The organism is Geodermatophilus saharensis (assembly GCF_900188205.1).
Classification (GTDB): domain Bacteria; phylum Actinomycetota; class Actinomycetes; order Mycobacteriales; family Geodermatophilaceae; genus Geodermatophilus; species Geodermatophilus saharensis.
The window spans coordinates 555,229-578,051 of sequence record NZ_FZOH01000003.1; the positions used below are offsets into that span (position 1 = coordinate 555,229).

Annotated in this window: 22 protein-coding genes; 8 read left to right on the forward strand and 14 right to left on the reverse strand. The window is 76.7% G+C overall.

Annotation, left to right across the window (positions count from 1 at the left end; all coding sequences use genetic code 11):
- Window positions 1-2: 2 nt before the first annotated feature.
- The 4 genes from CHC04_RS10565 to CHC04_RS10580 form a co-directional block, all read right to left on the reverse strand.
- Window positions 3-920, reverse strand: coding sequence for a DUF881 domain-containing protein (locus CHC04_RS10565; protein WP_089403840.1), 918 nt, complete (start codon window positions 918-920; stop codon window positions 3-5).
- Complete coding sequence (gene clsA, locus CHC04_RS10570) at window positions 917-1,606, reverse strand: cardiolipin synthase ClsA (protein WP_176449934.1); 690 nt, start codon at window positions 1,604-1,606, stop codon at window positions 917-919. The genes CHC04_RS10565 and clsA overlap by 4 nt, the downstream gene beginning before the upstream one ends.
- A gap of 285 nt (window positions 1,607-1,891) precedes the next feature.
- Window positions 1,892-3,961, reverse strand: a complete 2,070-nt coding sequence (locus tag CHC04_RS10575; protein ID WP_089403841.1) for an elongation factor G-like protein EF-G2 — start codon at window positions 3,959-3,961, stop codon at window positions 1,892-1,894.
- Between the two features lie 211 nt (window positions 3,962-4,172).
- Window positions 4,173-5,156 (reverse strand): zinc metalloprotease, encoded by a 984-nt coding sequence (locus tag CHC04_RS10580; RefSeq protein WP_089403842.1) that lies wholly within the window; start codon window positions 5,154-5,156, stop codon window positions 4,173-4,175.
- Window positions 5,157-5,408: 252 nt separating this feature from the next.
- On the opposite strand from CHC04_RS10580, the gene CHC04_RS10585 reads away from it, so the two are divergent.
- Window positions 5,409-5,849 (forward strand): dienelactone hydrolase family protein, encoded by a 441-nt coding sequence (locus tag CHC04_RS10585; RefSeq protein WP_141233757.1) that lies wholly within the window; start codon window positions 5,409-5,411, stop codon window positions 5,847-5,849.
- A complete protein-coding gene (locus tag CHC04_RS10590; RefSeq protein WP_089403844.1) occupies window positions 5,846-6,055 on the forward strand; it encodes a hypothetical protein in 210 nt (69 codons plus the stop codon). Before CHC04_RS10585 ends, CHC04_RS10590 begins: the two co-directional genes overlap by 4 nt.
- 86 nt (window positions 6,056-6,141) lie before the next feature.
- Here CHC04_RS10590 and CHC04_RS10595 read toward each other — a convergent pair whose 3' ends face one another.
- Window positions 6,142-7,662: a sensor histidine kinase gene (locus CHC04_RS10595; protein ID WP_089403845.1), complete on the reverse strand. Its 1,521-nt coding sequence runs from the start codon at window positions 7,660-7,662 to the stop codon at window positions 6,142-6,144.
- Window positions 7,663-7,773: 111 nt separating this feature from the next.
- Between CHC04_RS10595 and CHC04_RS10600 the strand changes: the two genes are divergently transcribed.
- A complete protein-coding gene (locus CHC04_RS10600) occupies window positions 7,774-10,362 on the forward strand; it encodes an HAD-IC family P-type ATPase (RefSeq protein WP_089403846.1) in 2,589 nt (862 codons plus the stop codon).
- On the opposite strand, the gene CHC04_RS10605 is transcribed toward CHC04_RS10600, so the two are convergent.
- The 3 genes from CHC04_RS10605 to CHC04_RS10615 all read right to left on the reverse strand — a co-directional run bounded on the left by CHC04_RS10605 (window position 10,283) and on the right by CHC04_RS10615 (window position 12,039).
- Entirely contained in the window at window positions 10,283-10,912 is a 630-nt protein-coding gene (locus CHC04_RS10605; RefSeq protein WP_089403847.1) for an AAA family ATPase, read from the reverse strand. The two genes, CHC04_RS10600 and CHC04_RS10605, sit on opposite strands and share 80 nt — an antisense overlap.
- A gap of 182 nt (window positions 10,913-11,094) precedes the next feature.
- Window positions 11,095-11,721, reverse strand: coding sequence for a hypothetical protein (locus tag CHC04_RS10610; protein ID WP_089403848.1), 627 nt, complete (start codon window positions 11,719-11,721; stop codon window positions 11,095-11,097).
- A gap of 120 nt (window positions 11,722-11,841) precedes the next feature.
- Entirely contained in the window at window positions 11,842-12,039 is a 198-nt protein-coding gene (locus tag CHC04_RS10615; protein ID WP_089403849.1) for a DUF1918 domain-containing protein, read from the reverse strand.
- A gap of 156 nt (window positions 12,040-12,195) precedes the next feature.
- On the opposite strand from CHC04_RS10615, the gene CHC04_RS10620 reads away from it, so the two are divergent.
- The 3 genes from CHC04_RS10620 to CHC04_RS10630 all read left to right on the forward strand — a co-directional run bounded on the left by CHC04_RS10620 (window position 12,196) and on the right by CHC04_RS10630 (window position 14,447).
- Window positions 12,196-13,128, forward strand: a complete 933-nt coding sequence (locus CHC04_RS10620) for a serine hydrolase (protein WP_089403850.1) — start codon at window positions 12,196-12,198, stop codon at window positions 13,126-13,128.
- Window positions 13,129-13,192: 64 nt separating this feature from the next.
- Complete coding sequence (locus CHC04_RS10625; protein WP_089403851.1) at window positions 13,193-13,660, forward strand: hypothetical protein; 468 nt, start codon at window positions 13,193-13,195, stop codon at window positions 13,658-13,660.
- Window positions 13,661-13,724: 64 nt separating this feature from the next.
- Entirely contained in the window at window positions 13,725-14,447 is a 723-nt protein-coding gene (locus CHC04_RS10630; protein ID WP_089403852.1) for a PadR family transcriptional regulator, read from the forward strand.
- A 103-nt stretch (window positions 14,448-14,550) separates the two neighbouring features.
- On the opposite strand, the gene CHC04_RS10635 is transcribed toward CHC04_RS10630, so the two are convergent.
- Window positions 14,551-15,438, reverse strand: coding sequence for an alpha/beta fold hydrolase (locus tag CHC04_RS10635; RefSeq protein WP_245817104.1), 888 nt, complete (start codon window positions 15,436-15,438; stop codon window positions 14,551-14,553).
- 94 nt (window positions 15,439-15,532) lie between these two features.
- Here CHC04_RS10635 and CHC04_RS10640 point away from each other — a divergent pair, with 94 nt between their 5' ends.
- Both CHC04_RS10640 and CHC04_RS10645 read left to right on the forward strand, forming a co-directional pair.
- Window positions 15,533-15,715 (forward strand): hypothetical protein, encoded by a 183-nt coding sequence (locus tag CHC04_RS10640; protein WP_089403853.1) that lies wholly within the window; start codon window positions 15,533-15,535, stop codon window positions 15,713-15,715.
- A 79-nt stretch (window positions 15,716-15,794) separates the two neighbouring features.
- Window positions 15,795-17,453: a CocE/NonD family hydrolase gene (locus CHC04_RS10645; RefSeq protein WP_217897291.1), complete on the forward strand. Its 1,659-nt coding sequence runs from the start codon at window positions 15,795-15,797 to the stop codon at window positions 17,451-17,453.
- A 143-nt stretch (window positions 17,454-17,596) separates the two neighbouring features.
- Here CHC04_RS10645 and CHC04_RS10650 read toward each other — a convergent pair whose 3' ends face one another.
- Genes CHC04_RS10650 through CHC04_RS10670 form a run of 5 tightly spaced genes read right to left on the reverse strand, consistent with a single transcriptional unit; the run spans window position 17,597 to window position 22,661 of the window.
- Window positions 17,597-18,856: an ABC transporter substrate-binding protein gene (locus CHC04_RS10650; RefSeq protein ID WP_089403854.1), complete on the reverse strand. Its 1,260-nt coding sequence runs from the start codon at window positions 18,854-18,856 to the stop codon at window positions 17,597-17,599.
- Complete coding sequence (locus CHC04_RS10655; RefSeq protein WP_089403855.1) at window positions 18,853-20,109, reverse strand: branched-chain amino acid ABC transporter permease; 1,257 nt, start codon at window positions 20,107-20,109, stop codon at window positions 18,853-18,855. Before CHC04_RS10655 ends, CHC04_RS10650 begins: the two co-directional genes overlap by 4 nt.
- Window positions 20,102-20,992: a branched-chain amino acid ABC transporter permease gene (locus CHC04_RS10660; RefSeq protein ID WP_089403856.1), complete on the reverse strand. Its 891-nt coding sequence runs from the start codon at window positions 20,990-20,992 to the stop codon at window positions 20,102-20,104. Before CHC04_RS10660 ends, CHC04_RS10655 begins: the two co-directional genes overlap by 8 nt.
- A complete protein-coding gene (locus tag CHC04_RS10665) occupies window positions 20,989-21,882 on the reverse strand; it encodes an ABC transporter ATP-binding protein (protein WP_245817105.1) in 894 nt (297 codons plus the stop codon). Before CHC04_RS10665 ends, CHC04_RS10660 begins: the two co-directional genes overlap by 4 nt.
- Complete coding sequence (locus tag CHC04_RS10670; protein ID WP_089403857.1) at window positions 21,870-22,661, reverse strand: ABC transporter ATP-binding protein; 792 nt, start codon at window positions 22,659-22,661, stop codon at window positions 21,870-21,872. The genes CHC04_RS10665 and CHC04_RS10670 overlap by 13 nt, the downstream gene beginning before the upstream one ends.
- Window positions 22,662-22,823 lie beyond the last annotated feature (162 nt).

Below are 22,823 nucleotides of genomic sequence, written 5' to 3' on the forward strand. Positions count from 1 at the left end.
GGTCAGTCCCCCGTCGCGCCGTCGTCGGCCGGCGGCCCGCCGGCGGGGGTGGCGGAGCGCAGTTCGGGGATCCCCCCGGCGGGCACGGACAGCTCGTCCTCCTGGGCGAACTCGAAGCGCAGGTCGTAGACCTCGGAGATGGCGGCGAGCGCGCCGACCTCGGGGCTGGCCAGGAACTGCGACCGCAGGTCGTCCGGGTCGCCGATCGCGCTGACGAGGTAGGGGTTGGTGACCGGGCGGAAGTCGACGAGGACCGCCTCCCCGGCGAAGCGGATCGCCGAGGTCGGGCCCAGCCGCTGGCCGTTGATGGCGACCGCCTCGGCACCGGCGGCCCACAGCGCGTTGACCACCAGCTGCAGGTCGCCGTCCTGGACCCGGCCGCGGGCGTCGTCCGGGGTGCCGCCGCCCACCGGGTCGGCGTCGGCGTCGGCCTCGGCGTTGGCGAGAGTGACCAGCAGGCCGGGCCCGGTGACGGCGACCAGCCCGGCGGCGAGCTCGGCGGCGTGCAGGTCGTCGATGGCGCGCTGGCCGCCGGCGCTGGCCGCCAGCGCGTCCGCGCGGGCAGCGGTCACCTCGTCGCGCAGCCGCTCGAGCTCGGCGGTGAGGTCGTCGGCGGTGGCCGACTGCACCTGGATCTCGTCGACCAGCTCGGCGCGGACCTGCTCGCGGCCCTCGGCGCCGGTGGCGGCCTGGTCGTAGGTGACGGCCGACAGCAGCCCCGCGCCGGCCATGGTGGCGGCGACGGCGAGCGGGCCGACACGGCGGCGCCGGGCCGGCCGGTCGGGCGCTCCGGCGGCCGCCCGGGCCCGGCGGGCCTCGGCCGCGCGGGCGTAGGCGGGGTCGAGGGTCTCGGCGAGCACCTGGTCGAGCAGCGAGGCGCCCATCGAGTGCGGGCCGCCCGCGCGCCGGGCGGTGGTCACGGCGCGGGACGGGCCTCCGCGCCCGCCGCGTCCCGGGTCGCGTCCCGCTCGGCGCGCACCAGCCCGAGCACCTGCACGACGTAGAGCACCCCGGCCAGCACGTAGAGGACCCCGCCCCAGATGGTCAGCGCCCAGGCGACCGGCTGCACCCACGCCCAGGCGCCGCCCCCGTCGGCCAGCAGCAGCAGCGGGAAGGCGTAGAGCAGGATGAAGGTGGCCGCCTTGCCCAGGTAGTGCACCTGCAGCGGCGGGTACCCGGAGCGGCGCAGCACCAGCAGCATCACGCCCAGGACGACCTCGCGGCCGACGAGCACGGCGACCACCCACAGCGGGACGACGTCGCGCAGCACGAAGGCGACCAGCGTGGAGACGATGTAGAGGCGGTCGGCCGCCGGGTCGAGCAGCGCGCCGAGCCGGCTGGACTGGCCGAGCAGGCGGGCGAGCTTGCCGTCGGCCCAGTCGGTGACCCCGGAGACCATGAGGACGACGACGGCCCACCCGTCGGCCTCGGGCCCCAGCAGCAGGTACAGGAACAGCGGCACCCCGAGCAGGCGCAGCACCGACAGGACGTTGGGGAGGGTCCACACGCGGTCGGGCAGCTCGTTGCGGTCGGCGCCCGGGGTCCCCGGCGCCGTCCGCCCGGGGGACGCCGGGACCGCGGCCGACGACCCCTGCGACGACGTCACTGCTCCTCCACCCCGCTGCACACCGTGCCCGAGGCTAGTCGAAGGACCCCGCTGCCCCCCGCCACTCGCACACTCGTGGCGGGCCCCTGCAGCGGGGCCGTTCCATCACCTCACCTGCCCCCCGCCACTCGCACACTCGTGGCGGGCCCCTGCAGCGGGGCCGTTCCATCACCTCACCTGCCCCCCGCCACTCGCACACTCGTGGCGGGCCCCTGCAGCGGGGCCGTTCCATCACCTCACCTGCCCCCCGCCACTCGCACACTCGTGGCGGGAGGGGTTCGTCGACTAGGCGGGGACGGCGACCAGGGAGGCGGGGGCCGGCTCGTGGCCGAGCGGGCGGCGGCTGAACGAGCCGGTGCCGTGGCTGACCGAGCGCAGGGCCCCGGCGTAGCCGAGCAGCTCGATCTCGGGCACCTCGGCGCGGACGGTGGTGCGGTCGCGGTCGGGGTCGGCGTCGCTGCCGGTGACCCGGGCACGGCGGGAGGACAGGTCGCTCATCACCGCGCCGACGTGCTCGCCGGGGACGACGACCTCCACCTCGCACCAGGGCTCGAGCACCTTCGTGCCGGCCGCGGCCGCCAGCTCGCGCACGGCCAGCGCGCCGGCGGACTGGAAGGCGGCGTCGGAGGAGTCCACCGAGTGGGCCTTGCCGTCGACGAGCACGAAGGCGACGTCGACCAGGGGCCGGTCGTCGTGCACCCCCTTGGCCGCCTGCGTGCGGATGCCCTTCTCCACGCTGCCGTGGTACTGGCTCGGCACCGCCCCGCCGACGACGCGCTGCGTGAAGGTGATGCCCGACCCGGGCGGGCCGGGCTCGGCCTCCACGACGACGACGGCGTACTGCCCGTGCCCGCCGGACTGCTTGACCAGCCGGCCGGTGGCCTTCGCCGGCCCGGCCAGCGTCTCCACCATCGGGACCCGCACCGGGACGGTGGTCACCGCGACGCCGTGGCGGGTGCGCAGCCGCTCGAGCAGCACCTCGCCGTGCGCCTCCCCCACGCACCACAGCAGCAGCTGCCCGGTGTCGCGGGAGCGCTCGACGCGCAGCGTCGGGTCCTCGGCGGCCAACCGCGCCAGCGCCGGGCCGAGCCGGTCCTCGTCGGCGCGGGAGGCGGCCTCGACGGCGACCGGGTGCTGGGGCACCGGCAGGTCCCACGGCGGGACCAGCCGCGGGTCGCCGGGCGAGGAGAGGGTGTCGCCGGTCTCGGCGGAGGTCAGCCGGGTCACCGCGCACACGTCACCGGCCGGGCAGGACGCGACCGGGCGCAGCGTCGACCCCAGCGGGGAGGAGATGGCGCCGATCCGCTCGTCGACGTCGTGGTCGGGGTGGCCGCGGTCGGCGCCGCCGTGCCCGGAGACGTGCACCGGGGTGTCGGGGGTGAGGGTGCCGGAGAACACGCGCAGCAGGGAGACCCGGCCCAGGTAGGGATCGGTGGTGGTCTTGACGACCTCGGCGACCAGCGGGCCGTCGGGGTCGCAGGCCAGCGGCGGGGCCTTCGACCCGTCGGGGCGGGACACCGGCGGGCAGCCGTGCTCCATCGGGCACGGGAAGCCGTTGACGATCAGGTAGAGCAGCGCGTCGAGGCCGATGCCCTGCAGCGGGGCGGCGCACAGCACGGGGTGGAAGTGGCCGCGGGCGACGGCGGTCTCCAGGTCGGTCATCAGGTCGCCCTGCACCAGCTCGTCGCCGGCGAGGTAGCGCTCCATGAGCGCCTCGTCCTCGCTCTCGCCGATGATGCCCTCGATGAGCTCGCTGCGGAGCCGGTCGGCGTCGGGGGCCTGCGCGCCGGGCTCGAGCAGGTTGACCACCGCCTGCACCGAGCCGTCGGGGCCGCGGTCGACGAGGTGGACGGGGTAGACCCCGGTGCCGAGCACGGTCTGGCACAGCCGCACGGTCTCCTCGACGTCGGCACGCGGCCGGTCGAGCTGGGTGACGACGACGGCGCGCGGCATGCCGACCGCGGCGCACTCCTCCCACAGCTGCACGGTGGCCGCGTCGACGCCGCCGACGGCGGAGACGACGAACAGCGCGGCGTCGGCCGCCCGCAGCCCGGCGCGCAGCTCGCCGACGAAGTCGGGGCTGCCGGGGGTGTCGAGCAGGGTGATCCGGGCGCCGTCGTGCTCGAAGGTGGCCACCCCGAGGGTCACCGAGCGCTGCTGGCGGACCTCGACCTCGTCGCTGTCGAGGCAGGTGGTGCCGTCCTCGATGCGGCCGGCGCGGGGCACGGTGCCGGTGGCGGCCAGCAGGGCCTCGGCGAGGGTGGTCTTGCCGGCGCCCGAGCGGCCGACCAGCGCCACGTTGCGGACCCGGCTCGCCTCGCGCGGGGCGGGCGCCGGGGACACGTCCCTACCCACGGCGGGCTCCCGCGCGGTGGCCGTCCTGGTCGGGTTCGGGCACGGGGACCTCCCGGGGTCGTCAGGGATGTGGTCTGCCTCACAACCCTGCCCCGCGACGTCACCGCACGGCAACCCCCCCGGCGGCGGGGAGCACCACCCGCGCCGGACGACGCACGCCGCCCGCGGGAGGACCCCGCGGGCGGCGTGCGGTGGTGCGGTGGTGCGGTGATCAGGCCGCCGACGGCGCCCGGTAGGCCTCCCAGGCGTTGCTCATCCGGGCGACCTGGCCGGCCGAGAACGTGTTCATGCAGAAGTCCTCGGTGTAGTCCATGAAGTTGGTGATCGGGTCGGTCCCCGGGTCGCGCGGGCAGCTGTCGCGGCCGGCGTCGGCCTCGCACTCGAAGGCGGGCAGGGCCTCGGCCGGGGTGTCGGGCACGTAGTCGCCGGGGCCGGAGCAGCCGCCCTGGAAGGTGTGGAACAGCCCCAGCCAGTGGCCGACCTCGTGGGTGAGGGTGTCGCCCTCGTCGTAGGGCTCGGCGGTGCCGCCGGGCATCGACTCGTCGAGGATCACCACGCCGTCGGCCCACAGCTGCCCGCCCTTGGCCTTCTGCGGGAAGGTGGCGTACCCGAGCAGCCCGCCGCCGATGGAGGCGACGTAGACGTTGAGCGTCTCCGGGCCGCCCACGCGCAGCGCCGACTTCGCGGCCCGCTCCTCCCTGCTGCCCGGCACCAGGCTCGCCCACTCGGCGTCGACGGTGTACGTCGTCTGCTCGGGGTCGTAGGTGAAGACGAACGGCGTGGCCGGCGAGCCGGCCGCGGCGCCCTCGCCGGCGTAGGCGTCGTTGAGGACGTCCATCTGCGCGGCGATGAGCGCGTCGAAGCGGGCCTCGTCGACGGCCTCGGCGCTGACGACGTGGAAGACCGTGGGGACGGTGACCGAGCCGGCCTCCAGCACGGGGCGGGTCTTCGGGTTGCCGAGCGCGGCGGCCTGGTGGGTGGAGACGGCGTTGGGCTCGGCGCGGGTGGCCCCGGGGCGGATGCGGGCCTCCTCGGTGCCGGAGCCGACGTCGTCGGTGTGCACGTCGGTGCACACCTCGGGGGCGGCGCTCGCGGACGGAGCGGCGGCGTCGACCGTGCCGGCCGCCGGGGCGGTCGTCAGGGCCAGCGCCGCCGCGGCGCCGAGGGTGAGGGCGGTCCGGCGCAGCCGGGTCATGGGTGCCTCCGCAGGGAGCTCGGTCGGACGGGCCCCGCCGGCTGGGGGCGGGGTGCGCGGAGCCAACCACACAGCGGTACCGGGCGGTCTCGGCGGGCGTGTCGCAGGTCACGTCCGGGTCGGCGTGGTGGCCTCGACACGGCCGCGCCCGGCGGTCCGGCGGCCGGTCGGCGGGGTCGGGGCCGGACGGCGAGGGCGTCCGGAGGTGGGGTGCCGTACAGGGCCGGGTCGCGCGGGGGCGCCGGTTCGGTCGTGAGCGCGGCCCCGGTGATGCCGTCCCAGCGGACCAGCGGGGGCGTCCCGCTCGCGGCATCGGGCGACGAGGTGACGGTGGTCGCCGGTGCGCGCGAGGAGGGTGAGGCTCGACCGTCCGGCGGGTTGCTGTGGTTGTCCGGCGCCCTGCCGCTCGAGTTGTTGGGGGTAACGGTCCGGCGGTGGGGCCTGCCGGTGCAGATCCGCCACGCCGTGGACGACCCGTTCCGCCGTCAGGGGTGGATCGACGCGGTCGCGGCGGACGCCGCCCGCGCCGGCGGCCGGGTCGAGACGCTCGACCACCCGGGGACCGGGCACCGGTTCACCGACCCGAGCCTGCCCGCCGAGTACGACCCGGCGGCCGGCGAGCTGCTCCGGCAGCGGGCACTGGCGTTCCTGGGCCGCCGCCCGGCCGACGCGGAGACCACACTGGCCCGGTGAGGAGCGCAGCGGGCGGGCACGCGGCCGGCCGGGACCAGGAGAGCAGCCGGGCGCACGCGGTGCCCCGGGAGGCCGCCGACGGGCCCCCGCCGTGGGTGGCGGTCTGCGGCACGCCGGTCGCCGTCGTCCAGGGCGCCTGGAACGGCCGCCGCGGGCTGGGCGCGGACGACGTCTGCCCGGAGTGCCGGCGGCTCGCCCCCGCCTGACCGTCGGCCTCCCTGCAGGGACCCGCCGCGAGCCGGCGAGTGGCGGGGGCAGGGAGGTCCCTCGACCGATCGTGCTGCGTCGCCCGTCACGCCGAGAGGGCCGCGACCTCCTCGGCGTCGGGCTCGGCCACCGTCGCGCCCGGCAGCCGCACCGTGAACACCGTGCGGCCCGGGACGCTGTCGACGGCCACCCGTCCCCCGTGCCCGGCGACCACGGCGGCCACGATCGCCAGCCCGAGACCCGTGCTGCCGCTGGCCCGCGAGCGCGAGGAGTCCCCGCGCGCGAAGCGCTCGAACACCCCGGGCTGCAGGTCGGCGGGGATGCCCGGGCCGTCGTCGACGACCTCGAGGACCGCCTCGCCGCCCTCGGCGCGCAGCCGGGTGGTCGCCGTCGTCCCGGGCGGGGTGTGCGTGCGGACGTTGGCCAGCAGGTTGGCCAGCACCTGGTGCAGCCGGGCGGCGTCGCCGGGCACCAGCACCGCCGCCGGGGGCAGGTCGACCCGCCAGCGGTGGTCGGGGCCGGCGGCGTGGGCGTCGCTGACGACGTCGAGGACCAGGCCGGTGAGGTCGACGTCGGCGACGGCGAGCTCGCGGCCGGCGTCCAGGCGGGCGAGCAGCAGCAGGTCGTCGACCAGGCCCGACATGCGCACCGCCTCGGCCTCCACCCGGCGCAGCGAGGCGTCGGCGTCCTCGGGCAGCCCGCCGCGGTGGCGGACCAGCTCGGTGTAGCCGCGGATGGAGGTGACCGGGGTGCGCAGCTCGTGGCTGGCGTCGGCGACGAAGCGCCGCAGCCGGGTCTCCGACGCCTGCCGGGCGGCGATGCCGGACTCCACCGAGTCGAGCAGCCGGTTGAGCGCGGCGCCCACCCGGCCGACCTCGGTGTGCGGATCGGTGTCGGCGGCCGGCACCCGGTCGGGCAGCCGCACCTCGCCGCTGGACAGCGGCAGCTGCGCGACCCGGCCGGCGGTGGCCGCGACCCGGTGCAGCGGGCGCAGCGTGCGCCCGATCACCGCCGAGCCGACCAGCCCGGCGGCCAGCAGCCCGAGCAGGCCGACGGCGACCTCGACGACGACCAGCCGCAGCACCGCGGCGTCCACCGAGTCCAGCGGCAGGCCGGTGACCATGACCTCGTCGTCGCCGGCCGCGGTGGCCACGACGCGGTAGGAGCCCAGCGGGCCGAGGGAGACCGTCCGCGGCTGCCCGTCGGCGTCGACGCGCGCCAGCTCGGCGGTCAGCGCGGCGGCCTCGGCGCGGGTCAGCGCCTCCCCCTCGCCCTCCCGGCCGATGACGGCGGCCTCGATGACGGTGCCGTCCTCGACCCGGGCGCCCAGCGTCCCGTCGCCCTGACCGGGGACGACCAGGAAGTCCGGGCCCTCGTCGTCCCAGCCGGGCCAGCCGCCGGGCCAGCCCGGCCCGCCGGGGCCCTCGTCGGCCTGCGCGGAGCGGTCGACGGCGGCCGAGAGCCGGTGGTCGACCTGGCCGAGCAGCTCCCCGCGGACGGCGGTGGTCGCCGCCACCCCGACGACGGCGAGGACCACGGCCAGCGGCACGAGGAAGGCGCACAGCAGCCGGGTGCGCAGGGACCACCGCCGGGCGCGCGTGCTCATGCGACCACGCTGCGCGGCGGACCTGCACGTTGCCTGGACGTCGCTGGGGAGTCGGCTGGGGGGCGCGCGGCGCGCCGTGCCGGGCGCGGCGGCGGCTGTCAGAGTCGGCGGGTGCAGACCGGTACGCAGGACGGCACCCGGCTGACCGGGCCCCCCGGGTTGTCCGCGGCCGAGGCGCGGGAGCGCCACCGCAGAGGTGAGGGCAACGTCGCCGTCAGCGCGTCCTCGCGCAGCTACGGGCGCATCCTGCGCACCAACGTCTTCTCCTTCTTCAACGTCATCCTGTTCACCATCGGCGCGGCGCTGCTCGCCCTGGGCCGCTACAGCGACGCGTTCACCAGCGTCGGCCTGGGCCTGGTCAACGCCGCCATCAGCGCGGTGCAGGAGATCCGCGCCAAGCGCAAGCTCGACCGGCTGCAGCTGCTGGCCCGCGGCACGGTCACCGTGGTCCGCGACGGCGCCGACACCGAGGTGCCGCCGGAGGAGGTGGTGCGCGGCGACGTGCTGCGGCTGCGGCCCGGCGCGCAGGTCGTCGTCGACGGGCCGGTGCTGTCCGGCCGGCTGGAGGTCGACGAGTCGCTGCTGACCGGGGAGTCCGAGGCGCTGCCGAAGGCCGACGGCGAGGACCTGCTGTCGGGCTCGTTCGTCGTCGGCGGCGAGGGCCTGCAGCTGGCGCGCGACGTGGGCGCGGGCTCCTACGCCGGCCGGCTGACCGCCGAGGCCCGCCGCGCCTCCACCGACAGGACGCCGCTGCAGCGGCGGATCGACTTCGTCGTCCGGCTGGTGATGCTGCTGGTCCTGCTGATGAGCGTGACGATCCTCGCGCAGGCCGCCCTCGAGGGGTTCACGCTGGTGCGGACGGTGCAGACCACCGCGGTGCTCTCGGGCCTGGTGCCCTACGGCCTGTTCTTCCTGGTCGCGGTCGCCTACACGGTGGGCGCGGCGAAGAGCGCCGGCCGGGGCGCGCTGGTGCAGCAGGTCAACGCGGTGGAGTCGGTGAGCAACGTCGACGTCGTCTGCACCGACAAGACCGGCACGCTCACCACCGGCCGGCTGTCGCTGGCCGCGCTCACGCCGGTGGGCCCGCTCGACGACGCCGCGGTGCGCCGGCTGCTGGGGACCATGGCCGCCGGCGTCGGCGCGCCGAACCTGACCAGCGCCGCGCTGGCCGCGGCGCTGCCGGCCCAGGCGCCGGCCGAGGTGCGCGAGGAGGTGCCGTTCTCCTCCTCGCTGCGGTGGAGCGCGCTGCGCACCGCCGACGGCGTGCTGGTGCTCGGCGCGCCCGACGCGCTCGCCCCCCGGCTGACCGGCCCGCCGCCGGGCGCTCCGGTGCGGGAGCTGACCGGGCAGGGGCTGCGGGTGCTGGTCTTCGCCCGCGCCGCCGCCGACGCCCCGCTGCGCGACGCCGCGGGCCGCGCCGCGCTGCCGCCGCTGGAGCCGCTGGCGCTGGTCGCGCTGGCCGACGAGCTGCGGCCCGACGTCGTCGACACCCTCGCCCGGCTCACCGCCGACGGCATCGCCGTCAAGGTGGTCTCCGGTGACGACCCGGCCACGGTCGCGGCGCTGGCCCGGCAGGCCGGGCTCGAGCCGGGCGAGCCGGTGGCCGGCCCCGCCCTGCAGGACCTGCCGGAGGACCGGCTCGACGCGCTCGTCGACCGGACGACGGTGTTCGGCCGGATCGCCCCGGAGCAGAAGGAGCAGCTGGTCGACGCGCTGCGCCGCCGCGGCGCCTACGTGGCGATGGTCGGCGACGGGGTCAACGACGCCCGCGCGCTCAAGCGGGCGCACGTGGGTGTGGCGATGGCCGGCGGCAGCGCGGTCACCCGCGACGTCGCCGACATCGTGCTGACCGGGGACTCGCTGGGCGCGCTGCTGCCCGCCGCGCACGAGGGCCGCCGGATCATCACCGGGATCAGCACCTCGATGCAGGTGTTCCTCGCCCGGGTCGGCACCCAGGGGCTGGTCATCCTCGCCGTCACCATGCTCGGGCTGGGGTTCCCCTACTCCCCCGCCAACGTGGGCCTGACGCTGCTCACCGTCGGCGTGCCGACGCTGTTCCTCACCGCCTGGGCGCGGCCGTCGGCGCCGGATCCGCACCTGCTGACCACGCTGTGGCGGTTCGTCGTGCCGGCGATGCTGGTGACCGCCGCGGGCGGGGTGGCCGTGTACGCGCGGCACTACCGGGAGCTGCTCGACGCCTTCTCCGACGCCGACGGTCCCCCGGGCTTCCTCGACGCCTTCGAGGCCTACACCGGGTTGTCCTCCGACGACGTCGGCTTCGCCGAGGCCGCGGCCACCATCGGCGCGCAGACCGCGCTGTCGACGTTCGTCTCCTACGCGGCGTTCCTGCTGATCCTGTTCCTCAAGCCGCCGAACCGCTGGTTCGCCGCCTGGACCCGCCCCGACGGCGACCGGCGCCCGGCGCTGCTGGTGGCCGTGCTGGTCGTCGTCTTCTCCGCCGGGCTGTTCTGGCCGGCGTTCACCGACTACTTCGGGCTCACCGGGGCGGCCGAACCGGTGTTCCAGACGGTGGTGCCGAGCCTGGTGCTGTGGTTCGCGGTGCTGACCGCGGCCTACCGGTTCCGGCTGCTGGAGCGGGCGCTGGGGCTGACCGGCCCGCTCAGCCCTCCGCCCGGTCCGGACGCCGGTCCGCGCGCGGAGCGGCGTCCAGGGCGGGGCCGAGGAGCTCGGGCAGCGTGAGCCGGGCCGCCCGCGGGCGGTCGAGGACCACCACGTCGGGGCCGGCCGACGCCGTCTGCATCAGCCGCTCCCAGCGCAGCCCGTGCCGGTGCATCCGCCCGTCGGGGATGCGGCGGCCGCGGATCCGCTGGCCGTCGGCGGCGTCCTCGGGCGAGACGTCGAGCAGCACCAGGCGCACGGCCCGGCCGGCCGCCCGCGCGGTGCCCAGCACGACCGGCCGCCACCAGCGGCTGGTCCACGGGTCGGCGAGCACGACCACCGGGTCGCCGCCGGCGAGGGCGGCGAGCACCCGCAGCCGGTGCTGGGCGTGCACCAGCGGCCGCACCAGCGGGTAGGGCAGCACCGAGCCGGTGCGCCAGCGGGCGGCGACCTGCTCGGAGTCCAGCGAGCGCACCCCCGGGACGCCGTCGCCGAGCAGCCGGCGCACCATGGTCGTCTTGCCGCTGCCGGGCAGCCCGCCGACGACGACCAGGGCGCGCACGGCGTCCCCTGCAGGCGCCGGCACCGGCCCGGGCAGCGGCCCCGGCAGCGGCATCGTCGCGGTCGGCACGGCTCCCTCCTCGGTCTCTCCCGCGCGGCGGGCGGGCTGGCGGCGGACGCTACCCCGCGGCACGCCCCCGTGGCCGCCGTCGGCACGCGCCGCCGCCCCGATCGAGGGGAGGTGCTGGAACGGCCCCCCTGCAGGGGCCCGCCACGAGCGGAGCGAGTGGTGGGGGGCAGGGGGGTCCTTCGTCAGTCGCCATCGGCTCCGTGGCCGTGGCCCCAGCCGTGCCAGCCGCCCCAGCCGTCGGGGTCGCCGTCGCCGTCGACGTCCCCGGGGCCCTCCCACGGGCCGTCCCAGGGGCCGGTGGCCTGCACCCACTCGGTGACGCGGCTCTCCAGGTCGGCCAGCCACTCGTCGGCCTGCTCCTGGGTGAGCCGGCCGTCCTCGACGGCGGAGGCGATGCCCTCCCGCGCCTCCTGGACCAGGGCGGCGACGAGGTCCTCGACGGCCACGCCCTGGGCCTCGGCGACCGAGGCGAGGCTGGCGCCGTCGGCCTCGAGCGCGGTGCGCAGCTCCTCCTCGGACAGGCCGAGCGTGTCCGTCAGCACGGACGAACCGCCCCAGCCCCAGCCCCAGCCGCCGTGCCAGCCGTCGTGCCAGTCGCCGTCGCCGAGGGTGGTCGCGACCCGGTCGGCCTGCTCCTGCGTGATCGTCCCGTCCTCGACCAGCCCGGACAGCGCGTCGCGGATGCGGTCCTCGGCGGGGCTGGCCGTGCCGGTGGTCGGGTCGTCGTCGGCGACGGCCGGGACGGCGAAGGCCAGACCACCGACCGCCAGGGCACCGGCCGCGGTCGCCATCACGAGCTTCTTCCGCACGGGACACTCCTCGCTCAGGTGGCCGGCTGCTCCGGCCGTCGACCCGAGCGTCGGGCAGTTTCCTGTGACCTCGCTGTCAGCCGGCCGTGGCGGAACTGTGTGCCCGCTCCCGGGAGGCGCTCAGCCGGCCGCCGGCTCCGGCACGACCGAGCAGGTCCCGGCGGGGATGAACACCCCGGTGTGGCCGTCGGAGTCCCACTGGACGACGTAGGGCGGCCCCCCGCGCTCGCCCCGGACCTCCAGCACCCGGCCGGTGCGCTCCGGCTCTCCCTGGTGTGTGGACCGGACGACGATCCGGTCCCCGACGCGTGCCTCCACGGCGACCTCCCAGCAGTGTGTCCCTGCCGTTCCCCCGAGGGTGCTCCCCACCCGGCGGCCGGGCAAGGGCCCGCGACGCACGGGGTGTCACCGCATCGGTGGAGGCCGCAACGCGCCGTCCACCCCGATCCCGGCCGCGCGGTGCACGCTGGTGGCGTGAGCGGATCGCGCCTGGTCACCGCGGCGCTGCCGGTCGTGCTGGCGTTCGTGCTGGCGATCGGCTCGGCGGGGGTCCGCGACGGCGGAGCCGGCGACCCCACGTCCGTGGCGGCCGCCGCGGAGGTCCCCGCGGAGGTCCCCACGCGGCCGGCGGTCGCGGAGGCCGCGCCGCCGGTCCCCGCCGCACCGACCGCGCAGCCGCCCGCGGTGGACGCCGCCGGACTGCTCGCCGAGGTGCAGGCGGCGGCATCGGCCGCGGGCGGGTCGATCGCCCTGGTGGTCCGGGCCGCCGACGGGACACCGCTGGTCTCCTCCGCGGGCGCCGGCGACGTCGTCTACAGCGCCTCGCTGGTGAAGCTGCTCGTCGTCGGACGGCTGCTGGAGCTGCAGGCGCGGGGCGAGGTCGTGCTCACCGACCGCGACCGCTCGCTGATGGAGCGGGCCGTGGTGCGCTCCGACGACGCCGCGACCAGCCTGCTGTGGGACCGGTGGGACGGCACCGCGCTGGTCGGCGCGGTCGTGACCGAGGCCGGCCTGACCGCCACCGCTCCCCCCGCCGTCGCCGGCCGGTGGGGCGAGGCGACCACCAGCGCGGCCGACGTCGCGGCCCTGCTGTCCGGGCTGGAGACCACCCTCGGCCCGGGCCCGGCGGCCACGCTGCTCGGCTGGATGCGGGCCACCTCCGCGACCGGCGCCGACGGGTTCGACCAGCGGTTCGGCCTGCTGGCCGGCGGGGCGGCCGGGACGGTGGCGGCCAAGCAGGGCTGGATGTGCTGCGTGGACCGCACCCGGCAGCTGCACTCGGCAGGGGTCCTGCCCGGCGGGGAGGTGGTGGCGCTGCTCGGCGACTTCCCGGCGGCGACGTCGTGGGGCCGGGCGCGGGCCGCCCTCGACACCGCCGCCGCCGCGGTGCGCGCCGCGGTCGGCTGAGCCGTCCAGCGATCCCCCAGGTGCCGCCCAGGCCGGCGACAGCCCCGGCGGCCAGCGTCCGGGCATGGACGGCGCCACCGACCGCTGGCTGTTCAACCCCGACACCACCCGCGCGCTGGTGCTGGCCCGCCGCTCCCCCGGTGGCGGCCCGGTGCACGACGTCGTCTCCGACGTCGTCTGGAGCGAGGTGGTGCGCCTGCTGCGCTGGGCCGCCGCGGCCGGGTCGGCGCCGGCGGCGCTGCGGATCGGCAGCTGGTGGCGGCTGGCCGCCGGGTGCGCGGCCCTGCTGCGCCGGCTGCCCGCGCTGAGCGCCGAGATCGCCGAGCCCTGGTCCCTCGACCCCCCGCCCGCCGTCGCGGCCGGGACCCCCGCCGACCGGGTCGGCCTGGTCGCCGACCGGCTCGCCGCCCTGCTGCGCTCCGGGGAGTCGGTCGCGCTGCACGCGCTGGCCGCCGAGGTCGACGCCCTGGGCGAGGCCGCGGTGCAGGCCCTCGCGGCGACGAGCCTCGACACCGTGACGGCCAATGCATAACGATGTATCGTTACTGTCATCCGATACGTCTGGAGGACGCATCGACCCACCGAGAGGACCGACCATGCACGACGATCCCCGCTTCGAGGGCTGGCGACCCGGCCCCCGTTCCGGCCACGGCCACGGTCACGGCCACCGCCACCACGGCCCCTTCACCGGCCCCTTCACCGGCCCCTTCACCGGCCCCTTCGCCGCTGTCGGACCTGGCCCCGGCGGGCCCGGCCCGGGCTTCGGCCCCGGCCCCGGCCCGGGGCCCGGCCCCGGGTTCGGTCCGGGCTTCGACCCGGCCGCCCGTCACCGCCGCCGCGGCTGGGGCCGCGGGCGGGTCCCGCGCGGCGACGTCCGCGCCGCCGTCCTGCTGCTGCTGGCCGAGCAGCCGATGCACGGCTACCAGCTCATGCACGCCATCGGCGAGCGCAGCGGCGGGCGCTGGACGCCCAGCCCGGGCGCGATCTACCCGACCCTGGCCCAGCTCGAGGACGAGGGGCTGGTCACCGTGACCGCCGAGGCCGGCCGCAAGCTCGCCACCCTCACCGACGCCGGCCGCGCCGCCGTCGAGGAGCTGCGCACCGCCGGCACCGACCCGTTCGCCGGCGCCGCCGGCGCGCCCACGGCCGACCTGCGCGGGCTGCTCGACGAGCTGCACGGCGCGGTCCGGCAGGTGGCCCGCACCGGCACCGAGGCGCAGCTCACCGCCGCGGCCGACGTGCTCGCCCAGGCCCGGCGCGCGCTGTACCTGCTGCTCGCCGGGGGCCCCGACTCCTCGCCGCCGTCCGCGGCGGAGTGACCCACCGCGGGCCCGGCCGCGGTCCGTGCACGGAGCGCGGCCGGGCCCGCTCCCCGGGCGCGCTCCGTGCACGGACCGCGCCGCCCGGGCGGGCGACGGCGGGTCAGGACGCGCCGTCGAGCACACGGCGCAGCGCGGCCGCGAACGCCTCCGGCTCCCCGGTCTGCCCGTACTCACCACCCAGGAAGCCGTCGTGGCCGCCCGGGAACACCACCGGGGCCGTGCCCAGCCGCGCGGCCATGCCCTCCCCGGCCCGGTGGGCGAGCTCACCGCCGGAGCCGGCCCCGACGGCGAGGACCACGCGGGTCGGCGCGGCCCGCAGCGCGTCGACGTCGTGCTCATGGTGGGTGCAGCTGAGCAGGTTCTGCGCGAGGAGCACGTCGTCGCGGGAGCCGTCGTCGCCGGCCGGCAGGCCGAAGGCCGCGGGGTCGGGGACCGGCCCCAGGTCGGCGGGGACCGGGCCGCGGTGGGCCACCAGCCGGATGAACCCCGCCATGCCCGCGGCCCACCCGTCGCGCCGGTAGGCCTCGGCCACCGCGCGGGTGGCCGCGGAGGCCTCCGCCCGGTCCGGCAGCACCGCCAGAGACGGCGGCTCGTGGGCCACCAGGGTGCGCACCAGGTCCGGTCGGCGGACGACGAGCTCGAGGGCGTTGACCGCCCCGCCGCTGCTGGCGAACACGTCGGCCGGCCCGCCGCCGACCGCCTCGAGCACGCGGGCGAGGTCGTCGGCGTGCTCTCCCGGCGTGCTCTGCGCCGCGCCGTCGGTGCGCCGGCTGCGCTCGACGCCGCGCGGGTCGTAGGTGACCACCGTGCGGTCGGGGAAGAAGCCGGCCAGCGTGGTGAACCCGGCCGCGCCCATCGGCGAGCCGACCAGCAGGAGGACCGGCGCGTCCGGGCTGCCCGGCGCGGCGGGCCGGACGTCGTGGGTGAGCTCCGCGCCGGGGACCGGCAGGACCTCCGTGCGGATCTCGCGGATGGGGGTGGTGGTCACGGCTGCCTCCGGGGGTCGTGGGTTCGCAGGGTCGACTCCCGCGGTCCCCGGTTCTCATCGCTGCACGGCGCGGGCGGTCGTGCCACGCTCCGGCATGGCCTTCGACCTGCACCGGACCGACGGCGAGGTGCTCCGCTACGACGACGCCGCCCGGTTCAGCTTCACCGCCACCGGCCACCTCGTCGTCTACGACGCCCGCGGCAACAAGACCGTCTACAGCCACCACAGCTGGAACCGCATCGAGGAGCCGGTGCCACCGCCCCGCCCCATGCGGTGAGCGGGCGCCCGCCGGGCGGCCCTGGCACGGTGGGCGAGGGCCCGGTGACCGGGCCGCACCGGCGGCGGGAGGACGGGGCGTGGGCGCACCGGGCAGGCTGGGCGGGCTGCTGGCCGACGCGGCGCTGGGCCTGCCGCTGCGGGCCACGGCCTACACCGTGGCGCGTGACCTCGCCGTCCCGATGCCCGACGGGGTGACGCTGCTGGGTGACCACTACCGCCCCGCGGCCGAGGCCGGCCCGCTGCCGGTCGTGCTCGTCCGGCTGCCCTACGGCCGGGCGGGGGTGTTCGCGCACGCCTTCGCCGCGCCCTACGCCCGGCGCGGGTTCCAGGTGTTCGTGCAGTCCACCCGCGGCACCTTCGGCTCCGGCGGGCACTTCCGGCCGTTCACCACCGAGCACGACGACGGCCTGGCCACCCTCGCCTGGCTGCGCGCGCAGCCGTGGTGCGACGGCCGGGTGGCGATGACCGGCGCGAGCTACTTCGGCCACACCCAGTGGGCGGTGGCGCCCTACGCCGACCCGCCCCTGGTGGCCGTCTCGCCGCACGTCACCGCCGCGCGGATCACCGCGGCCTTCTACGACCACGGCGCCCCCGGGCTGGAGAACGCGCTGCGGTGGTCGGTGGCCATCGGCCGCCAGGAGGCCGGCGGGCTGCCCGCACCGCTGCTGCGGCCCCTGCTGCGGGCCCGCGTGGAGCGGGCGCTGCGGCTGCTGCCGCTGCAGGCCGCCGACACCGCCGCGGTCGGCGCGCCGGTGCCCTTCTGGCGCGACTTCACCGCGCACGCCGCCCCCGGGGACCCGTTCTGGGACGTCGCCGACCACGACCGCGCCGACCTCGGCCGCATGCCCCCGGTCAGCATGGTCACCGGCTGGTGGGACCTCTTCGCCGCCGCGCAGCTCGCCGACCTCGCCCGGCTGCACGCCGCCGGCGTCCCGGCGCGCATCGTCGTCGGCCCCTGGATCCACGGCGAGCCCGGCGAGCTGCGGGCGGCGCTGCGCAGCGACGTGACCTGGCTCGACCACCACCTACGGGGCGGCCCGGCACCGCGGGGGGCGCCGGTGCGGCTGTACCTGCAGCAGGCCGGGACCTGGCTGGAGTCACCGTCGTGGCCGCCGCCGGACAGCCGGGCGGTGCGGCACCACCTGCGCGCCGGCGGCGGGCTGACCGCCGAGCCGGGCGACGAGCCGCCCGGCCGGTTCACCCACGACCCCGCCGACCCCACGCCGAGCGCCGGCGGCCCGCTGCTCGAGCGGCCGGGCAAGCAGGCCGACCAGCGCGCCGTCGAGGCCCGCGACGACGTCCTCGTCTTCACCGGCCCGGTGCTCGACGCCGACGTCGACGTCGCCGGGCCCGTGCGCGCCCGCGTCCACGTGCGCCCCGACCTGCCGCACGCCGACCTGGTCGTCCGGCTGTGCGACGTCGACCCGGCGGGGGTCTCGCGCAACGTCGTCGACGGCATCCGCCGGCTGGACCCCGGCAGCGTCCCCGCCGCCGACGTCGCCGTCGGGGCCGACGGGGTGCTCGCCGTCGACGTCGAGCTGTTCCCCACCGCCTACCGCTTCCGGGCCGGGCACCGGCTGCGGGTGCACGTCGCCGGGGGCGCGTTCCCCCGGTTCGCGCGCAACCACGGCACCGGCGAGCCGTTCGCCACGGCAACCACCGGCCGGCCGTGCCGGTTCACGGTGTTCCACGACGCGGCGCACCCGTCGTGGCTGGAGCTGCCCGTCCTGGGCTGAGCGGTCCCGTCCGACCGGCCCCGGACGCGCCACCGGCGCCCCTCCCCGGGAGGAGGAGCGCCGGTGGTGAGGTGCCGGAACGGCCACCCTCCAGGGGCCCGCGCCGAGCGGAGCGAGGCGTGGGGGGAAGGGTGGCCCTTCTACTACTCCCCGCCGGCGAGGTCGGCGGCCAGCTCGCCCTCGAAGGCCTCCTGGACGACCTCGGCGCCGCCGGGCGCGTCGGCCGGGCGCAGGATGAAGCTCTCCGTGCTCGGCGACACCCCCGTCTCGAACGCGTTGATCGGCACCAGCAGGCCACCGGTGTCGACGTCGGAGAGCTCCGAGAAGGCGGCGGTGACGCCCTCGCGGGTGAGGTCGCCGCTCTCGCAGGCCGCGTCGAGCACCTGGTTCATGACGTCACCCATCGCGTACCCGAAGATCGCGCCCAGGCTGGGCGTGGTGTTGGGGTAGGCGGCCTCGTACTGCTCGAGCAGCTCGGGCTGGGCCTGCCAGGCGGTGATCGGCGAGGCCACGTACAGGTGGTCCTTGAGCCACTGCGCCGAGGGGCCCTGCAGCAGGCCCGGCGCGAACACCGGGTTGCTGCCCAGGATCGGCACGTCGAGGCCGGCCGCCTGCGCCACCGCGGCCGCCGAGGCGGTCTGGGCGGGCGCCACGGTCAGCACGATCGCGTCGACGCCCTCGGCGGCGAACTGGGTGACCTGCGCGGACATGTCCTGGTCGGTGGACTTGATCTGCGCCTCGATCACGTTGAGCCCGCGGGCCTCCGCGACGGCGCGGGTGCCGGCCAGGCCGTTCTCCCCGTACTCGCCCTCGAAGTAGATGTGCCCGACGGTGGCGCCGTCCTGCAGCAGCCCCTGGTCGAAGAGGTACTGGTAGCCGTTGGCCAGCTCGACGTCGTAGGTGGCCCCCAGCACGCCGGTGCCGGGGATCTCGGTGAGCGTGCGCGCCCACGCCGACGGGAAGTTGACGATCTGGTCGGCCTCGTACTCCGGCGCGAGCGCGGTGTTGATCGGCGACCCGATGGTCTGCTGCATGGCCAGGACGTTGGGCTCCATGGCGCTGTAGAGCTGTACGCCGTTCTGCGGCACGTAGTTCGTGTCCTGGACGTCGAGCTCGACGTCGTAGGTGTCGCAGACCTGGTTGTCCTGCCAGTACAGCGTGTTGCCGTTGGTGATGTCCGTGCCGAGCGCGGCGAAGACGCCGGTCAGGTCGGTCAGCACGCCGAGCCGGATGGTGCTGCCCTCGACGCCGACGTCGGTGGCGACGTCCTCGCCGCCACCGCCCCCGCCGCCGCCGCCACCGCCGCCGCCGCTGTCCTCGGCCCGGGTGCTGCAGCCGCTGACCGCGACCACGGCGACGGCGGCCAGGACGGTGGCCCCCCGCAGACGCTTACCTGCTCTCATCTGGTGCTGCTCCCTTGCGCTGGTGGATCGGACGGGACGGTGGTGCCGGGACCGGCGCCCGGGGAGGGGCCGCCGGACGAGCGCGGGGAGGCGCCCGGTGATCCGCGGCCGGGTCTGCGACCCCGGTGGCGGAAGCGGTTGGCGAACCCGGCCAGGCCGCCGGGCTCGAAGAGGATGACCAGGACGATCGCCAGGCCGAACAGGTAGCGCGCGGCGATGCCGGCGGAGATGCCGCCCTCGCCGGGGGCGCTGACCAGCGGCAGGACGTCGGCGAACTGCTGGAACACCAGCGGCAGGGCGGTCACGAACGCCGCGCCCAGGGCCGCGCCGGCCACCGAGCCGAGCCCCCCGAGGACGATCATCGCCAAGTAGAGGATCGAGACGGTCAGCCCGAAGGACTCCGGCGCGATGCTGCCGATCGACAGCGCGTACATCACGCCCGACAGCCCGGCGTACATGGAGCTGACGAGGAACACCCGCGCCTTGTAGGCCTGCACGTTCACGCCCATGACCGAGGCGGCGACCTCGCTGTCGCGCAGCGTCTGCAGCGCCCGGCCCGGGCGGCTGCGCAGCAGGTTGCGGGCGAACAGGTAGGCGGCCAGCGCCAGGACGATGCCCAGGTACCACAGCCGCTCGGCCTCCCGGTAGGGGACGCCGAGGACGAACAGCTGCGGGTCGCTGTTGCCGAAGGTGAACCCGAACAGCGAGAACTCCGGCACCGAGCGGCCGTTGAACCCGCCGGTGACCGGGGTCCAGGTGTTGAGCACGTGCACGCCGATGAACACCAGGCCCAGCGAGGCGACACCGAGGTAGATGCCGCGCAGCCGCGCCGCGATCGGGCTGAACAGCAGCCCGGCGACGCCGGCGAGCAGCACGCCGACGACCATCCCGACGATCGGCGGCAGCTCCAGCCCGCGCAGCGACGCCCGGGTGCCCAGCCCGCCGGACTCCCCGGAGATGTAGGTGTAGCTGACCGCGCCGACGGCGAGGAAGAACGCGTGCGCCAGCGACAGCTGCCCGGTGGTGCCGACCAGGAGGTTCAGCCCGATGGCGCCCACGATGGCCCCCGCGACGGCGAAGCCGGTGCGCAGCCAGAACTCCTCGACGTAGAGCGGGAGGACCAGCAGGACGACGAGGGCGGCCACCAGCAGCAGGGGCTTGAGGAACCGCATCGGCGACCGGGCCGGGCCGGACGCGTCCGCCGAGGGTGTCCTGCGGGTGGCGCCGGCCGGGGCGGAGAGGGTGTCAGACACGTGTCAGCTCCTTGGTCCCGAACAGGCCGGAGGGGCGGACCAGCAGCACGATGATCATGACGACGTAGGGCGCGACCTCGCCGAACCCGCGGCCGAGGAAGGACAGCTGGTCCTGGTAGCCGGCCGCCATCGCCTCGGTGATGCCGATGAGCAGGCCGCCCACCAGGGCGCCGCCGGTGGAGTCCAGGCCGCCGAGGATCGCCGCGGGGAAGGCGCGCAGCGCGACCGTGTAGGCCGCCGCGCTCACGCCGGGGGTGGGGGCGCCGACGAGGAACAGCGCGGCCACCGCGGCGAGGACGCCGGCGACGATCCAGGCCAGCGCGGAGACCCGGCCCTGCCGGATGCCCATGAGCGCGGCGGCCTCGCCGTCCTCGGCCGAGGCGCGCATGGCCACGCCCCAGCTGGAGTACTTGAAGGCGACGAAGAACGCGATGATCAGGACCCCGGCGACGCCCATCGCGATCAGCCGGTTCTCGCTGATGCCGACGCCGCCGATGCGCACCGAGTCCCCGCCCCACGGGTGCGGCACGTTGAGGATGTCCGGGCCGATCCGCCGGATGAGCTCGGTGAGCAGGATGATGTCGACGCCGATGGTGACGATGGCTAGGCTGATCACCGGGGCGCCGCGCAGCCGGTTGATGACCAGCCGCTCGATGAGGAACGCCGCCAGGGCCGTGACGACGATCCCGACGAGCACGGCGGGGAGGAAGCCGATCGGGTCGGCGAGCCGGGCCATCGTGTAGGCGCCGAGCAGCAGCAGCGAGCCGTGGGTGAAGCTCACCACCTCGCTGGCCTTGAAGATGATCACGAAGCCCAGCGCGATGAGCGCGTAGATCGCGCCCAGCGAGATGCCGTTGAGCAGCAGGGACAGGAACTGGGTCACGGCTGGCGCTCCGTCGGCTCGGGGGTGTGGGCTGCGGCGACCGCGTCGGCCGGGTTGTCCTCGGTGCCCGAGCCGAGGTAGGCGCGGATGACCTCGGGGTCGGACTGCACCTGGGCGGGGGTGCCGTCGGCGATGCGCCGGCCGAAGTCGAGGACGGTCACCCGGTCGGCCAGCGACATCACCATCCCCATGTCGTGCTCGACGAGGATCACCGAGATGCCCAGGGCCGCGCGGATCTCGCGGATGGAGTCGGCCATCCGGTCGGTCTCCTGGGCGTTCATGCCGGCGACCGGCTCGTCGAGCAGCAGCAGCCGCGGCTCGATGCACAGCGCGCGGGCCACCTCGACCCGCTTCTGGTCGCCGTAGGACAGCACGCCGACCGGGGTGTGCAGCTTGTCGCCGAGGTCGAGGAACTCCGCGATCTCGCGGATCCGCTCGCCGTGCACCCTCCCCTCCCGGGTGGCACGGGGCAGCCGCAGGCCCGAGGAGAGGAAGCCGGCCTTCGTGAGGTGGTGGCGGCCGAGCATGAGGTTCTCGGCGACGGTCTGCGCGCCGGACAGCGCGATGTTCTGGAAGGCGCGGGCGACGCCGACACCGGCGATCTGGAAGGGCCGCATCGCGCTCAGCCGCGCGTCGCCGAACCGGACCTCCCCCGCGGTGGCCCGGTAGACGCCGGAGAGCACGTTGAACAGCGTCGACTTGCCCGCGCCGTTGGGCCCGATGACGGCGTGGATCGTGCCGGGGGCGACGGTGAACGACACGTCGTTGAGGGCCTTGATGGCGCCGAAGGCGACGCTGACGCCGTCGACCTCGACCGGCGGGACGTCGGACCGGGTCGTGGTGTCGCGGGCGCCCGCGGCCGCCCGGTGGGCGCCGCTCACGCCGTCCACCGCGACAGGGTGCGCCGGGACGCCTGCTCGGTGCGCTGCGCGGGCCCGGCCTCGCCGGTGTGGCCCAGGTAGAGCCGCTGCACCTCGTCGGTCTGGGCCAGCTCGCGCGCGTCACCGGCCAGCGACACCCGGCCGACGTCGAGGACGTAGGCGTGGTCGGCGACCCCGAGGGCCATCGTCGCGTTCTGCTCCACCAGCAGCACCGCCGTCCCCTGGCGGTTGATCTCGGCGACCACCTCGCCGATCTGGCCGATCACGCGGGGGGCCAGGCCCAGCGAGGGCTCGTCGAGCAGGAGCAGCTTGGGGCTGGCCATCAGCGCCCGGCCGATGGCCAGCATCTGCTGCTCCCCGCCCGACAGCAGGCCCGCGCGCTGCCCGGCCCGCTCGCGCAGCACCGGGAACAGGTCGTGCACGCGTGTGACCGCGCGGGCCTTGGCGGCGCGGTCGCGGTTGCCCATGCCCCCGGCCCGCAGGTTCTCCTCGACGGTCAGCCGGCCGAAGATCCGCCGTCCCTCGGGGACCTGCACCACGCCCCGGCGGACGATCTGGCCCGCGTCGCGGCGGGTGAGGTCGGTGTCCTCGAAGCGCACCGTGCCCTCGTCGACCCGCCCCCGGTGCAGCCGCAGCGTGCCGGAGATCGTGCGCAGCAGCGTGCTCTTGCCGGCCCCGTTGCTCCCCAGGACGGCGACGACCGAGCCGTCGCGGACCTCCATCGACACCCCGCGGACCGCCTCCACCGCGCCGCCGTAGGTGACGCGCAGTGAGTCGATGCTCAGCACGGGGCTACCGGGAGTGATGTGTCCCACATGCGGCGGAACGATAGGCCGCAGGTCAAGACGGAGCGGCCAGGACGGGCGCGACCGTGACCACTCGGTGATACGAGTCGCCGCGGTTCTCCTCGATCGGACCCGATCGGGTGGCCCGGCGCCACCCGGGAGGGG